The following is a 13,474-nucleotide window of genomic DNA, read 5'->3' as shown; positions in this document are numbered from 1 at the left end:
TCTCAGCCTGATAAATGGAACCGGAAGCTTCATGCGGCAGACAACGATCGTAAGTGATTGCCTCAAGTAGCCAGCCAAGGTCTTCGTTTCATCCTTGCGCTTCCTTCTGGAAGGACCGGGAACTCAAGCCGTCAGTCGCATTGAATTGATGCATCGATCTGCGGCTTGCGCGGGTAAACGCTGATCGAAAGTCGCCCAAGCGGCAAAGGTAACTTTTGCGGCAATTGGGTTGCGACAGGGTTCCCTTTTTCGCGGATAGGTGTAAAGATATATCAGGAATGCATCAATTGAGGGAGCGTTCCAGCCCCGGATCTGATAAAACGACGCGCAGGTAAATCTCTCTCGTGGCTTGCATCGGATTTGCGCAGAATACGCGAAAACCAGCGATAACGAGATGGACACATGCTGGCCAGCAAACGCAGGATCTAACCAGACTTCGGCGGAGTTAGATCAAGCGGCCAGACTTAACCAAGGAAAGGCATCCCGATGGAAGACATGAGCAAAGGCAGAATTATCGTTCTGGTTGCGCTGACGGGCATATTGATAGCCACCGGCGTGTGGATGATCGCGATCTTGAATCAGACGGCCGGTGTCGAGATAGGAAAACACGGCTGGATCGCGCTTGGGCTCGGCACGTTCTTTTCGTTCGTCATCGGATGCGGATTGATGTTTCTGATGTTCCTGAGCAGTCGCAACGGGCACGATGAAGCAGCCGACCCTTTCAGGAAGCGGCCGCCTTCGAACTAAAACGGGACGCGAGCGAGAAGTTGCGTCTCCGGCGACCTGTCCGGTTTCATTGAAGGGCCGACGGCTCGCGGAAGCCGCCTTGTCATCCACGGACGTCAACGTCCGTAACTCGAGCATGATCCCGAAACGTGGAAACCGATCTTCGGAAAAGATCATGCTCAAATAAGGATAAGCGACGAGTCTGTTTTAATGCAGTTGAATCAGATTATAGCGCCGGATCACGCGCGCACCTCGTCTTCGAAATCAAGGCCGAGGTCCAAAATGCCGACGCTGTGCGTGAGCCAGCCGATCGACATGAGATCGACTCCGCTCGAGGCGATCGCTGGCGCTGTCGCCGGCGTGATGCGGCCGGATGCTTCGGTCACCGCCCGGCCCGCGACCATCGCGACGGCTTCGCGAAGCGTGTCCGGACTCATGTTATCGAGAAGCACGGCATCGACGCCCTGTTCGAGCGCTTCGCGCAGTTGATGGAGGGTATCCACCTCCAGTTCGATCTTGACCAGATGGCCGACGCGGTCCTTCGCGCGCTTCAGCGCCTCGGTGACGCCGCCGGCGATGACAATATGGTTGTCCTTGATGAGAACGGCATCGTCGAGACCGAACCGGTGGTTGCCGCCGCCGCCGGCGCGAACCGCGTATTTTTCGATCGCGCGCAGGCCGGGCGTCGTCTTGCGTGTGCACACGATCTTCGCTTTGTAGTCCTGAACCGCCGCGACCACGGACGCCGTCGCCGTGGCGATCCCGCTCAGGTGGCACAGGAAGTTCAACGCGACCCGCTCGGCCGTTAAGATCCCCCGCGCCGGACCCGACAAGGTCGCGATCACGTCGCCCGGCGCGACAATCGCGCCGTCGTCGTGCCCGGCATGCATTTCGATCGCCGGGTCGATGAGCTCGAATGCGAGCCGGGCCAGGTCGAGCCCGGCGACGGTGCCTTGCTGGCGAGCGGCAATGACGGCCGTGGTCCGATGACCGACCGGCACGATCGCGTCGGTCGTGAGATCGCCCGCGCGGCCGAGATCTTCAAGAAGGGCGGCGCGAACCAGCGGTTCGATCATGATGCGCGGTAGGGCAGGGAGCGGCATTGTGTTCCGGCTTACGAGCTAACCAACCAAATCGGGAATGCAGTCTTGCGCGGCATCGAATGCGTCGCGGAGGCGGAGTGTCGTCCGGGCCGCGCTGATGGCTGGCTCCGGATAATCGGTGCGTGCGTGCGCGCCCCGGCTTTCTTCCCGGCGAAGCGCGGCGATCACGATCATCAGGGCGACGATGGCCGGATCGCTTGCGGTCTGCTGGGATGCCGCGAGCGGCAGGAGCGCGCGCGCGGCAACGCGCAGTCCTTCGCCGTCCCGCAAGACGCCGACGGCGCGGGACATGATCGGCCGGATCAATGCCGGATCGCAGCCGGCGCCTGCATCCGTTGCTCGCGGCAGACGTCGTTTCGCGGGCGTCGTGCCGGCGATATCCCGGGCGACCAGGCCGGCGCACACCACCGCCTCCAGAAGCGAGTTGCTCGCGAGCCGGTTGGCGCCATGAAGGCCGGTGCAGGCGGCCTCGCCGCAGGCCCAGAGACCGTCGATGGACGTTCTTCCGCGGTTGTCGACGGAAACGCCACCCATGTGATAATGCGCGGCGGGGCGAACCGGGATCGGCTGTGTCAGGGGATCGATCCCCGCGTCACGGCAAAATGAGGTGATCGCCGGGAAGCGTCTGGCGAAGTCCACGCCGGGCATGTGCCTCGCATTCAAGAACACGCGATGGCCCGCGGCCATGTGCCGCCAGACCGCGCGAGCGACGACATCGCGCGGCGCAAGCTCGGCGCCGGGCGTGTCCGCCATGAAGCGATCGCCGTTTTCGTCGATGAGAGTCGCGCCTTCGCCGCGCACCGCTTCGCTGATCAGTTTCAGCGGGAAGGAGCCGATGTCGAGCGCGGTCGGATGAAACTGGATGAATTCGAGATCGGCCATGATGGCGCCGGCGCGCGCCGCGAGCGCGAGTCCCTGGCCGCACGATCCCGCCGGATTGGTTCCGTGCAGAAACAATCCGCCGATGCCTCCGGTCGCGATCACGATATGATCGGTGACGAAGCTGACGGAATCACGCTTGGTCTGGCAGACGACCCCTCTCACCGCATTGTCCTCGACGATCAACCGCTGCGCGCAGGTCGCCTCGCATACGGTGATCGAAGGCGTCTCATAGACCTTGCGCACCAGGGTGCGAATGATGTCCCGGCCGCTGGCGTCGCCTCCGGCATGGACGATCCGGCGGCGTGAATGCGCTGCCTCAAGGCCGAGCGCGAGATTGCCGTCGGCGTCGCGATCGAAGGCAACGCCGAGCTGCAACAGCCGTTCGATCGCATCCGGCGCGGCGGCGAGGATCGCGGCGGCGAGGCGCTGATCGCAAAGCCCGTCACCGGCGGCGACGGTGTCGGCCAGATGCAGCGACGCGTTGTCGTCGGGTCCGATGCTCGCGGCAATGCCGCCTTGCGCGAGAATGCTCGATGTCTCGAGGCCCAGCGGCGCGCTGCTCAAAAGCAATACCGGTCGCGGCGCCAGCGCGAGCGCCGTCATCAGGCCGGCAAGGCCGCCGCCGATCACGACGGCGGCGCCGTTGGTGTCATGCGGCGCCGTCATCCGACGGACAACATCCGTTCGACGGCGAGGCGCGCGCGCTCAGCGATGCTTGGATCGATCGTGACCTCGTGCCGCATCGTCTCCAGCGCATGGCGGATGTTGCCGAGCGTGATCCTCTTCATGTGGGGGCACAGATTGCAGGGGCGGATGAACTCGAGGCCAGGATGATCGGCGGCGACATTGTCGCTCATCGAGCACTCCGTCAGGAGCACGACCCGGGGCGGCTGTCGGGTGGCGACATAGGACGCCATGGCGGCTGTCGATCCGGAGAAATCAGCTTCCGCCACAACCTCCGGCGGGCACTCCGGATGCGCGAGAACAACGACGCCGGGATGATTGTCGCGCAGCTGCCGCACCTCGTCGGCGCTGAAGCGCTCATGCACTTCGCAATGTCCGGCCCAGGCGATGACCTTGACGTGCGTTTCGGCCGCGATGTTCTTCGCCAGATATTCGTCGGGCAGCATGATGACGCGTTCGACGCCGAGCGACTCGACGACGGCTTTGGCGTTGCCCGACGTGCAGCAGATGTCCGACTCCGCCTTCACCGCGGCCGAGGTGTTGACGTAGGTGACGATGGGAACGCCGGGATAAGTTTTCCGTAAAAGCCGCACGTCTTCGGGCGTGATCGAGTCGGCGAGCGAGCAGCCGGCGCCGGTGTCGGGAATCAGCACCGTCTTTGAGGGATTCAGCAGCTTGGCTGTTTCGGCCATGAAGTGCACGCCGGCGAGCACGATCACGTCGGCTTCCACCTCGGTCGCCTTGCGGGCCAGCGCGAGGCTGTCGCCGACGATATCGGCCACGCCGTGGAAAATTTCCGGCGTCTGATAATTGTGCGCAAGAACCACCGCGTTGCGGCGCTTCTTCAGTTCGATGATCGCATCGACGTCATCGGCGAAAGCAGGCCATTCGATCCGGGGGATCGCGTGCCGCACCTTGGGATAGATTCGGGCCGATGGTCGCAGTTCGAGGACGGACGGCATGACGATACTCCCAATCGGACACCCATTATACTGATATTGAGTATAAGGGTTGTCAAGCCCCCGAGACGGGTAATTTGGTCCCGGCGATCGCGCGCTCCGCCAGCACAGCGCGGCGGAAGCGGAAAAGTTTCGCTGGCCGTCCCCCGGTTTCCTGGCTGGTCTCGCCGGTATCCTCCACCAGTTCCTGCTGCTCGATCAAACGACGAAAATTCGGCTTATGCACAAGTTTTCCCGCCAGCGCCTCAACGCACCGTTGCAATTGCAGCAATGTGAACGTGTCGGGCATCAATTCGAATACCACGGGACGGTATTTGATCTTGGCGCGAAGCCTGGCGATGCCGGTCGCCAGAATCCGGCGATGGTCGAGAATCATGGGATCGCCCGGCACAAACGCCGCCACGCCTGCGGACGGACCCTCGCTTCGCAAGGCTTCCGGGATCAGCCGCGCCTCGTACAGGAGTTCGTATCGTTGCAGGACGAGTTCCTCGTTCCAGAGGTGGTCCTCCAGTCCGAACAGCCTCGCCGCTCGCTGCCGGCGATGGCTTCGCGTCGCCCGGTCCGGCGCTGCCGCGATCCACGCTGCAAGGCCGGACCGCAGCGTTTTCTCCATCGTCGGGATGCCGAGGCGATGGTCCTCCCAGGGAAAATAATCATACCAGCTCCGCCAGCTCGCCTCGTATTGGCTGGACTGGGCCTGCTCGCGGGTGAGGCCGAGATAGCTGATGGAGATGATGCGCTGGTCGGCGGCGCCGGTGCGATCCCGGTCCGCGAAGGTGTAAAGCTGCTCGACATAGCCCAGCGGCAGCCCGGTCTGGCGTTCGACCCAGGCGCGCAATCCCGATTGCAGCGAACGATGAGCCAGTTCGAACGGACCCGACGGCAGCGCATTCTGGTCCTGGATCGTCAGAACCCTGGGATCGCCGGCGGTCACCGCCACCAGCAGAGCGATGAGGTCCGCCGCGATCGCCTGCGGAGACGCGGGAGAGAGCGAATGCACGGACGCCGTGGATTTGGTGAGCGGATCACTCATCGCAGGCGGCCATCGTTGAACATGCTCGTGCGCCAGAATCGGGTGCGTCCGCGGCGGACGTCAAAGGAAGCACATATGGACCGTATTTCGAGGAACATTCAACAGGATGTCCCGGCAAGTGAAATGCTGCTCCCTGGAGCGGATATCACGCCTCGCCTCGTGAACGTTGCGTTGGACCTGATCGCAAGATAGTCATGCGGCTGGGATCACCCTCTGTTCCACGGCCAGCCATGATTCGTCACATCGTTTTATTCACCGCGAAAGACAAGGGCGATATCGACAAAATCATCGACGGCCTGTCGCCGCTCACCACGATTCCGCACGCGCGCCGGCTGGAGGTCGCGCGAAACCGGAAAACCGATCAGCTCGGCAACGATATCGACGTGGTGGTCTATGGCGAGTTCGACAGCGAGGTGGAACTCGCGGCCTACAAGGCGCACGATCTTTATCAGGCATCGACGAAGCGGGTGCAGCCGCTACGGGATATGCGATTTGCGGCTGATTACGATGTTCCGGCGGAGTAGTGCGTCGCCGCTGCTGTTGCCGGCGAGATAAGCGCGGCACATGACGATTCACGGGACTTACAGGACAGACCTGCAGGCGCTTGCGGACAAGGGGCGTCTGCGGACGCTGCGCGGGTGCTCAGGGATCGATTTCGCATCGAACGATTATCTCGGTCTGGCCGAATCTGAGGAGTTGCGACAGGCCGCCGCCGACGCGCTGGCGCGGGGCGTGCCGGTCGGCTCCGGCGGATCGCGCCTGCTGCGCGGCAATCATCCCGAACACGAAGCGCTGGAGCGCGAAGCGGCGGTCTTCTTCGGCGCTGAATCTGCGCTTTATTTCGGCGGTGGCTACGTCGCCAACTTCGCCATCTTTTCGACGCTGCCGCAGCGCGGCGATCTCGTCGTGCATGATGAGCTGATCCACGCCAGCGTCCATGACGGCGTTCGTCGCGGTCGCGCTGAATTCGTCAGCGCCCGGCATAACGATGCCGATGCGTTCGACGCTGCGATCGTGAGGTGGCGCGGGGCCGGCGGCATGGGGCGGCCCTGGTTGTCGATCGAAAGCCTCTACAGCATGGATGGTGACAGCCCGAACCTCCAAGACCTCTTCGCCGTCGCGGACCGGCATGAGGCGATGGTCGTGATCGACGAGGCTCACGCGACCGGCGTGCTGGGTCCGCAGGGGCGGGGACTGGCCGCGCCGTTCGAGGGACGGGATAACGTCATCACGCTGCACACCTGCGGCAAGGCGCTCGGCACGTCAGGCGGCTTCATTCTCGCGCCGAGGGTGATCCGCGATTTTCTGGTCAATCGCGCGCGGCCGTTCATCTATGCCACGGCGCCTTCGCCCCTTACCGCCGCGGTGACGCGCGCCGCGCTCGAACTTTCCCGCACCGGTTCCGCGCGGCGCGAGCGCCTGGCCCACCTGGTGCGTTCTGCCGGCGGCGAACTGCGCCGGTGCTGCCATATCGAGCCATCCGGCTCGCACATCGTTCCGGTGATCGTCGGCGCTGATCAGGCCGCGGTGAATCTGGCGGCCTCGTTGCAGCGCAGAGGCTTCGATATACGGGCGATCCGTCCGCCGACGGTTCCCGAAGGCACGGCGCGATTGCGCATCGCATTGACGCTCCATGTCGATGAGGCCATCGTCGCTGACCTGTTCGCGGCGCTGGCGGAAGACATGCGGTTTGCGGCGTGAGCGCGCGGATCGTCGTCAGCGGCACCGATACCGGCGTCGGCAAGACGGTGTTTTCGGCCGCGCTCGCCGGCGCTCTCGACGGTTATTACTGGAAGCCGGTGCAGTCGGGACTGGACGAGGAAACCGACTCACAAACCGTGATGCGGCTGTCGGGCCTCGGGGCCGAGCGCGTATGGCCCGAGGCGTACCGGTTGCGGACGCCGGTATCGCCGCATCTCGCCGCCGAGCTTGACGGCGTCACCATCGATCACCGGGCGCTGGAGGCGCCGCATACGGACCGGCCGCTGGTGATCGAGGGCGCGGGCGGCTTGCTGGTGCCGCTGACGCGCGACGTCACCTATCTCGATCTGATGGCGAGGTGGCGTCTGCCGGTGGTGCTCTGCGCACGAACGGCGCTCGGCACCATCAATCACAGCCTGTTGTCGATCGAGGCGCTGCGCGCGCGCGACGTTGCGATACTCGGCGTCAGCTTCATCGGAGAAGAAAACGTCGAAACCGAAGGGATCATCATCGATATGGGCAGGGTGAAGCGTCTTGGGCGGTTGAGCTATGTCACGCCGTTGACCCGCGCCACGTTGCGTCAGGCTTTTGCCGACGGTTTCGATATCGGTGATTTCGTCAAGGAGCGCGCCCGATGAAGCTGGCGTCTCCCGTCTGGCACCCGTTCACCCAGCACGCGTTGCAGCCGGAGGCGATGCCGATCGCCAGCGGCGAGGGCGCCTGGCTTGAAACCGCCGACGGCCGCCGCATTTTCGATGCGATCTCCTCCTGGTGGGTGGTGACGCATGGACATCGTCACCCGCGTATCGTGCAGGCGATCAAGGATCAGACCGATCGTCTCGATCAGGTGATCTTTGCCGGCTTCACTCACGAACCAGCTGAAAGACTGGCGCGCCTACTCGTCGCGATGACGCCGCCGGGGCTCGATTACGTCTTCTTTTCCGACAGCGGCTCGACCTCGGTGGAAGTCGCGCTGAAAATGGCGCTCGGCTTCTGGCGGAACCGGGGTGAGCGGCGCAGCCGGATTCTCGCGCTGCAAGGGGCCTATCACGGCGACACCATCGGCGGCATGTCGGTGGGTGAACGGGGCGTTTTCAACGCGCCGTACGATCCGCTGCTGTTCGATGTGGAGCGGATTCCTTTTCCTTCCAGCGACCGCGCGCAGGCCACGCTGGATGCGATCACGATGGCGTGCCGGAACAGCGGCGTCGCGGCGCTGATCGTCGAGCCCCTGATCCTCGGCGCCGGCGGCATGCTGATCTATCCGGCCCCGGTTCTCGCGGAGATGAAGCGGATCTGCGAGGCTCACGGCGTTCTGTTCATCGCCGATGAAGTCATGACGGGGTGGGGACGCACCGGAACGCTCTTCGCCTGCGAACAGGCCGGTGTGACGCCCGATATCGCCTGTTACTCCAAGGGCCTGACCGGCGGCACGCTGCCGCTGGCGGTCACGCTGTGCCGCGCCGGTATCTTCGATGCGCACTATTCGACGGATCGCGGCAAGACCTTTTTTCATTCCAGTTCCTACACCGCCAATCCGATCGCCTGCGCGGCCGCCTGCGCGAACCTGGAAATCTGGCGAAGCGAGCCGGTGATGGAGCGGATCGCCGCCGTGGCGCGCGCGCAAACCAGCGGGCTTGACCGCTTTCGCGAGGATCGGCGATTTATCAACGTTCGTCAGATCGGAACCATCGCCGCGCTCGATGTCGTCGCGGATGATGCGGGCTATCTCGCCGGAATCGGGCCGCGCCTTTACGATCATTTCCTGAGCCGCGGGCTGCTGGTCCGGCCGCTCGGCAACACGATCTACCTGATGCCGCCGTATTGCAGCACGCCGCAGGAACTCGATAGCGTCTTTGATGCGATCAGCGAGATCGCCGACGCGGTCGGATGACCTGTCGTTACGATGGCGGACGGTGCCGCTATAAGAAGATCAACCAGCCATGGCTTCCCGCGACCGCCGCGAACACGGTCGCCAGGCCGAGCCCGAGCAGCACCCAGTGCGCCCGGTGCAGCCATGCAAAGGCGATGTCTGGCTGCTCGGTCGCCAGCCGGTGGAAGGTGCGACGCAGGATCAGAGGCTCGCCGACGAACAGCACGAAGGCGAACAGCAGCCAAAGCCCCACCATGGCGTCCATCCACCAGAAGGCGGGCATCCGGAACCGGTCCCACAGGTCGAGCTGCCACGTCAGGTAAAGGCCGCTCAGGCCGACGATGATGAGTGAGGCGCGGGCCTGCCAGATGAAGCGGCGCTCGATCGCCTCGAATGCCTTCAGCCGGTCCGGTCCGAGATCGCCCCGCCGGAGCGCTGGTAAGGCCACGGTTGTCGCCATCGAGACGCCGCCGATCCAGACGACCACGGCAAGGACATGTAGCGCCCGCGCGACGATGAGATCATCCATGAAGCACCCGCAGCCGAGAGCGTTTTCCAGCGAAGTTGATACCGGTTCGCCTGAAGAAGACGCGACCAGACAATAATTTCCAGAGCATGATCCTCTTCAACTTGGTTGGGTCATGCTCCGGGCGGCCTGAAGCCTCCAGATTCAGACTGTACGGCAAGGCAGTCCGGCAGGGATTGCGCAAAAGCAATTGACTGTCATTTTACGCGGCGGCGCATTACTGTCCGTGCATGAGTAAGATTCCGCCGCTGTCTCGTCAGGCCCTTTCAAACCTCGAACTCTTTCGAGGCTTGCCGGCGACAGCGCTGGATGAGGTTCTTGCATCGGCTGCGCCGCGTTCCTTTGCCCGCGATTGCCGTGTGTTCAATCAGGGCGAAACACGCGTGCGCGCTCATGTCCTTGTCGATGGCTGGATCAGGATTTCCCAATCCGGCAGCGACGGCGGACAGGTGGTGCTGCGCTTCATCGGACCCGGTGATACTTTCGGTGCGGTCTCGCTGTTCACGGATCGGCGCTATCCCGCCGATGCCGATACCTTGACGGACGCGACCGAGGTGAGCTGGAGCGACAAAGCCTTGCTCGATCTGATGAACAGTCATCCCCAGATCGCCATCAACGCCATCCGGATCGTGGGCCAGCGGCTTCAGGAAGCCCAGCACAGGGTTCGCGAGCTTGCCACCCAGAGCGCGGAGCGGCGCGTGGCTCATGCGCTGTTACGGCTGACTCGTCAGGTCGGCACCGCGACCGCTCGGGGTATCGTCATCCGCTTTCCGCTTCGCCGGAAAGACATCGCCGATATCGCCGGAACCACCCTTTACTCCGCGAGCCGCATTCTGAGCGCCTGGGAAAGAGCCGGCTGGCTCAAGACGCTCGACCGGCGCATTGCTGTCGAAAGTCTCTCGGAACTGGTGCGCATCGCGGAGGACGAGAGCGAAACGGGGAGAGGAGCGATCGCCGCTTCGGCCGACCGCCATGCCGGATAAGCCGCGCCGGCGGGAGCGATGTTGCGTTGTGGCGTTTCGAGCGGAGCGGGATGTACCCCGGATCAAATGCGAGGACATGCTTCGCTCACCTGCTGATGGAATCAGAAGCGGCGCCATGATCTTGATTGGAAAAGCTTTCTTCGTGCGAACCGGGGTCCGCTTCGCTTGAAAGCGCTCTATGGCTCGCGCGACGAGCCGAGCGCGGCGATCAGCCGGGCTGCGTGATCCGCTAGCACCGTGGCGTCTTCCTGCCGGCTCTGTGGCGGCCGCAGCGCCACTCCCGATTTCATCGGCACGACATGCATATGCAGGTGAAACACCACCTGTCCGCTGACGGCTTCGCTGAACTGCTGGATGATGATGCCTTCGGCGTCGAAGGCCTTCATGGCGGCCACTGCGATCGTCTTGCTGGTTCGCGCGACTTCCGCCAGATCATCCGCCGAAATGTCGAGGATTCCGCGGGCAGGGGCCTTCGGGATCACCAGCGTGTGGCCCGGCGTGCGCGGCATGATGTCGAGAAACGCGAAGGTATGCGCATTCTCGTAAACTTTGAAGCACGGCAGTTCGCCGCGCAGAATCTTCGCGAAAATGTTCTGGTCGTCGTAGGCTGGCATCATTCTCGCTAGTGTCCCGATTCCGAAGTTCGCACACCCTTGCCGCGACCTTTGATGCGAACTTCGGAATCAAAGGGACACCAGCAATTTTATGATTCCAGTGTGGTTTAGGTTCAGAAGTTCGCTTGACGGACTCGATGGGATAATGAAGCGAACTTCTGAACCACTACACTAGTCCCGATTCCACGACCGATCCACCAGCTTTGTCAGGCCGAGCCGCCTGATCCGCTCGCGCATGAGTTGATCCCGTGCGCCTTCCTTGATCAGGAGGTTGATGAGTTCCAGCCGCTTTGATTCATCCGTCGCCTCGGCCAGAAGGTCTCGATAGCGCTTGTAGTCGTATCCGTTGTCCGATTTATCATGGTCCGACTTACCATTGTCCGGTTTATCCATAAGCGTGCCTCGAAGGCTCTTTCGTTCGTGAACCCATCCTATGCGGAGGCTTGCGATCGCGCCACGCGCCATGCACGGCTTTCGCCGATCGGCGCGCCTGTTCGCGGTGAGCGTTTTCTCCCACGAGGCCGTCAGTTGCAGGGATGCGGGCGGCCATCCTGTCCTCGGTATGCGGCGGCGCTCTGCTTGCAGCGCACGCGGACCGGTCCGTCATAATAGGCGAAGGGTTGATCCGGCGTCACCGCGGGCCCGTAATTGTGGAGGTAGATGTCGGTCTCGGGCGAATGCTGGGTGTGGTAGTGCTTGTGGTGGCGTGACCCAGCCGCCGCGGACGCCGAGATGGCCACCGAAACCACGGCGGCTGCCAGAACGCCCGCCAGCGGAATCCTGAAAGTCATCATCGAACCTGTCTCCTGTGCTGCGGACGGAGCGTCCGCGAAACGCGTCCTGCATGCAGATAGAACGGGAATTGTCGGTATGGTTTCATGTTCGGGCGGACCTCGGCCGCTGTCAATGGCTTATCGGCCAATCCCCCATACGGGTTGAGGAACAAAAGTGCTCTCAGGCGGGCTCGATGCGGCGGGCGGGGCGATCGAACCGGGGCGTTCCCTGTTGGCGGCCTGGCAGGCATTCGGCCCGCATTCCTGACGACTGGCGGGGATATGCGGGCGCGGGACAACGCCCCCGGATAATGGTATTCGACCTGCAATTGACCCATTCCCGGAAAGGACGCTCCCCGATGACGCTGCACACAGGACGACATACTCTTCAAATTCCAGGCCCCACCAACGTGCCTGACCGCGTGCTGCGCGCCATCGACATGCCGGTCCTCGATCATCGCGGTCCGGAATTCGCGGTGCTGGGCCATGAGGTGCTGGCCGACATCAAGCGGATTTTCCGCACCAAGCAACCGGTCATCATCTATCCGTCCTCGGGCACCGGGGCCTGGGAAGCCGCGATCGTCAATACGCTGTCGCCGGGGGATAAAGTGCTGACGGCGGAGACCGGCCAGTTCGCGACGCTATGGCTCGCCATGGCCAAGAGGTTCAATCTCGATGTCGACGTGCTTCCGACCGACTGGAGGCGCGGCGCTCCCCTGGACCTGATCGATGAGCGGCTCAAGGCCGACCGGGAGCACAAGATCAAGGCCGTGATGATCGTGCATAACGAGACATCAACAAGTTGCGTCACCCATCCCCTCGAGGTTCGCAAAATCCTCGACCGCAACAAGCATCCGGCGCTGCTTCTGGTCGACACCATCTCTGGCCTCGGCGCGATGGAATACGAGCACGATGCCTGGGGTATCGACGTGTCGATCTCAGGCTCCCAGAAGGGCATGATGTTGCCGGCGGGTCTCGGTTTTAACGCGGTGTCTGAAAAAGCGCTGGCGGCCTCAAAGGCCAACACCTCGACGCGGTATTATTGGGACTGGCATCAGGTGATCGCCAATAACGAGCAGGGCTCGTTTCCCTACACGCCGGCGACCAACCTCCTTTACGGACTGAAGGTCGCGATCGCCATGATGGAGGAGGAAGGTCTGGAGAACGTATGGGCCCGCCACAAGCGTCACGGCGCCGCGACGCGGGCCGCCGTGAAGGAGTGGGGGCTGGAACTCGTCTGTCAGGATCCGCACGCCTATTCGCCGGCGCTGACCGCCGTGATGCTGCCCGACGGCTACGATTCAGACGCCTTCCGCAAGGTGGTGCTCGACAACTTCGACATGTCGCTCGGCGCGGGTCTCAACAAGATCAAGGGCAAGGCTTTCCGCATTGGTCATCTCGGTCATCAGAACGACCTGATGCTGATGGGGGCTCTCGCAGGGATCGAGATGAGTCTCGACCTCGCCGAGGTGCCGTATCGCGCGGGCGGCGTCGCTGCGGCGATGGAGGTGCTCAAGGGGCGTGAGGCGGCGCCGATGTTGAAAGCGGTGGTGGCGTGAACCTGGAGCGGGATGAGGAAAAGTGTGTAGCGGTTTTCCGCCCGCATCCCGCGTCTCA

At 63.2% G+C, this 13,474-nt stretch carries 15 protein-coding genes; 6 read left to right on the top strand and 9 right to left on the bottom strand.

Going from position 1 to position 13,474, the window contains the following annotated elements:
* Window positions 1-450: 450 nt before the first annotated feature.
* From NWI_RS17995 to NWI_RS12605, 5 genes are all read right to left on the bottom strand, one after another.
* A complete protein-coding gene (locus tag NWI_RS17995; RefSeq protein ID WP_187147977.1) occupies window positions 451-837 on the bottom strand; it encodes a hypothetical protein in 387 nt (128 codons plus the stop codon).
* A 128-nt stretch (window positions 838-965) separates the two neighbouring features.
* On the bottom strand, window positions 966-1,829 hold the full coding sequence (gene nadC / locus NWI_RS12620) for a carboxylating nicotinate-nucleotide diphosphorylase (RefSeq protein ID WP_011315638.1): 864 nt from the start codon (window positions 1,827-1,829) through the stop codon (window positions 966-968).
* Between the two features lie 18 nt (window positions 1,830-1,847).
* Window positions 1,848-3,377, bottom strand: coding sequence for an L-aspartate oxidase (locus NWI_RS12615; protein WP_011315637.1), 1,530 nt, complete (start codon window positions 3,375-3,377; stop codon window positions 1,848-1,850).
* Window positions 3,374-4,357: a quinolinate synthase NadA gene (gene nadA / locus NWI_RS12610; RefSeq protein WP_011315636.1), complete on the bottom strand. Its 984-nt coding sequence runs from the start codon at window positions 4,355-4,357 to the stop codon at window positions 3,374-3,376. Before nadA ends, NWI_RS12615 begins: the two co-directional genes overlap by 4 nt.
* Before the next feature lie 52 nt (window positions 4,358-4,409).
* Window positions 4,410-5,387: an NUDIX hydrolase gene (locus NWI_RS12605; RefSeq protein WP_011315635.1), complete on the bottom strand. Its 978-nt coding sequence runs from the start codon at window positions 5,385-5,387 to the stop codon at window positions 4,410-4,412.
* A gap of 230 nt (window positions 5,388-5,617) precedes the next feature.
* On the opposite strand from NWI_RS12605, the gene NWI_RS12600 reads away from it, so the two are divergent.
* The 4 genes from NWI_RS12600 to NWI_RS12585 are packed head-to-tail and all read left to right on the top strand — an operon-like array spanning window position 5,618 to window position 8,982.
* The gene (locus NWI_RS12600) at window positions 5,618-5,911 is read left to right on the top strand and encodes a Dabb family protein (protein WP_041345076.1); all 294 of its coding nucleotides are present in this window, start codon (window positions 5,618-5,620) and stop codon (window positions 5,909-5,911) included.
* Between the two features lie 40 nt (window positions 5,912-5,951).
* Window positions 5,952-7,088 carry an 8-amino-7-oxononanoate synthase gene (locus tag NWI_RS12595; RefSeq protein ID WP_011315633.1) on the top strand — a complete coding sequence of 379 codons (1,137 nt, stop codon included), beginning with the start codon at window positions 5,952-5,954 and terminating at the stop codon, window positions 7,086-7,088.
* The gene (gene bioD, locus NWI_RS12590) at window positions 7,085-7,726 is read left to right on the top strand and encodes a dethiobiotin synthase (protein ID WP_011315632.1); all 642 of its coding nucleotides are present in this window, start codon (window positions 7,085-7,087) and stop codon (window positions 7,724-7,726) included. The genes NWI_RS12595 and bioD overlap by 4 nt, the downstream gene beginning before the upstream one ends.
* Window positions 7,723-8,982 (top strand): adenosylmethionine--8-amino-7-oxononanoate transaminase, encoded by a 1,260-nt coding sequence (locus NWI_RS12585; protein ID WP_011315631.1) that lies wholly within the window; start codon window positions 7,723-7,725, stop codon window positions 8,980-8,982. Before bioD ends, NWI_RS12585 begins: the two co-directional genes overlap by 4 nt.
* A gap of 28 nt (window positions 8,983-9,010) precedes the next feature.
* Here the strand turns inward: NWI_RS12585 and NWI_RS12580 are convergent, their stop codons facing one another.
* Complete coding sequence (locus NWI_RS12580) at window positions 9,011-9,490, bottom strand: membrane protein (protein WP_011315630.1); 480 nt, start codon at window positions 9,488-9,490, stop codon at window positions 9,011-9,013.
* 227 nt (window positions 9,491-9,717) lie between these two features.
* On the opposite strand from NWI_RS12580, the gene NWI_RS12575 reads away from it, so the two are divergent.
* Window positions 9,718-10,470: a Crp/Fnr family transcriptional regulator gene (locus NWI_RS12575; protein ID WP_011315629.1), complete on the top strand. Its 753-nt coding sequence runs from the start codon at window positions 9,718-9,720 to the stop codon at window positions 10,468-10,470.
* A 176-nt stretch (window positions 10,471-10,646) separates the two neighbouring features.
* Here the strand turns inward: NWI_RS12575 and NWI_RS12570 are convergent, their stop codons facing one another.
* The 3 genes from NWI_RS12570 to NWI_RS12560 form a co-directional block, all read right to left on the bottom strand.
* Window positions 10,647-11,084, bottom strand: coding sequence for an HIT family protein (locus tag NWI_RS12570; RefSeq protein ID WP_041345632.1), 438 nt, complete (start codon window positions 11,082-11,084; stop codon window positions 10,647-10,649).
* A 171-nt stretch (window positions 11,085-11,255) separates the two neighbouring features.
* On the bottom strand, window positions 11,256-11,477 hold the full coding sequence (locus NWI_RS12565) for a hypothetical protein (RefSeq protein ID WP_041345075.1): 222 nt from the start codon (window positions 11,475-11,477) through the stop codon (window positions 11,256-11,258).
* 131 nt (window positions 11,478-11,608) lie between these two features.
* Window positions 11,609-11,878: a hypothetical protein gene (locus tag NWI_RS12560; protein WP_011315626.1), complete on the bottom strand. Its 270-nt coding sequence runs from the start codon at window positions 11,876-11,878 to the stop codon at window positions 11,609-11,611.
* Window positions 11,879-12,216: 338 nt separating this feature from the next.
* Between NWI_RS12560 and NWI_RS12555 the strand changes: the two genes are divergently transcribed.
* Window positions 12,217-13,416 (top strand): pyridoxal-phosphate-dependent aminotransferase family protein, encoded by a 1,200-nt coding sequence (locus NWI_RS12555; protein WP_041345074.1) that lies wholly within the window; start codon window positions 12,217-12,219, stop codon window positions 13,414-13,416.
* The last annotated feature ends 58 nt before the right edge of the window (window positions 13,417-13,474 follow it).

The organism is Nitrobacter winogradskyi Nb-255 (assembly GCF_000012725.1).
GTDB lineage: Bacteria > Pseudomonadota > Alphaproteobacteria > Rhizobiales > Xanthobacteraceae > Nitrobacter > Nitrobacter winogradskyi.
This window is presented reverse-complemented; position numbering and strand designations above follow the sequence as displayed.

Excerpts from the sequence above, each read along its gene's own strand:
- nadC (WP_011315638.1), bottom strand. The coding sequence starts at position 1,829 with ATGCCGCTCCCTGCCCTACCGCGCATCATGATCGAACCGCTGGTTCGC.
- NWI_RS12615 (WP_011315637.1), bottom strand. The coding sequence starts at position 3,377 with ATGACGGCGCCGCATGACACCAACGGCGCCGCCGTCGTGATCGGCGGC.
- nadA (WP_011315636.1), bottom strand. The coding sequence starts at position 4,357 with ATGCCGTCCGTCCTCGAACTGCGACCATCGGCCCGAATCTATCCCAAG.
- NWI_RS12605 (WP_011315635.1), bottom strand. The coding sequence starts at position 5,387 with ATGAGTGATCCGCTCACCAAATCCACGGCGTCCGTGCATTCGCTCTCT.
- NWI_RS12600 (WP_041345076.1), top strand. The coding sequence starts at position 5,618 with ATGATTCGTCACATCGTTTTATTCACCGCGAAAGACAAGGGCGATATC.
- NWI_RS12595 (WP_011315633.1), top strand. The coding sequence starts at position 5,952 with ATGACGATTCACGGGACTTACAGGACAGACCTGCAGGCGCTTGCGGAC.
- NWI_RS12585 (WP_011315631.1), top strand. The coding sequence starts at position 7,723 with ATGAAGCTGGCGTCTCCCGTCTGGCACCCGTTCACCCAGCACGCGTTG.
- NWI_RS12580 (WP_011315630.1), bottom strand. The coding sequence starts at position 9,490 with ATGGATGATCTCATCGTCGCGCGGGCGCTACATGTCCTTGCCGTGGTC.
- NWI_RS12575 (WP_011315629.1), top strand. The coding sequence starts at position 9,718 with ATGAGTAAGATTCCGCCGCTGTCTCGTCAGGCCCTTTCAAACCTCGAA.
- NWI_RS12570 (WP_041345632.1), bottom strand. The coding sequence starts at position 11,084 with ATGCCAGCCTACGACGACCAGAACATTTTCGCGAAGATTCTGCGCGGC.
- NWI_RS12565 (WP_041345075.1), bottom strand. The coding sequence starts at position 11,477 with ATGGATAAACCGGACAATGGTAAGTCGGACCATGATAAATCGGACAAC.
- NWI_RS12560 (WP_011315626.1), bottom strand. The coding sequence starts at position 11,878 with ATGATGACTTTCAGGATTCCGCTGGCGGGCGTTCTGGCAGCCGCCGTG.
- NWI_RS12555 (WP_041345074.1), top strand. The coding sequence starts at position 12,217 with ATGACGCTGCACACAGGACGACATACTCTTCAAATTCCAGGCCCCACC.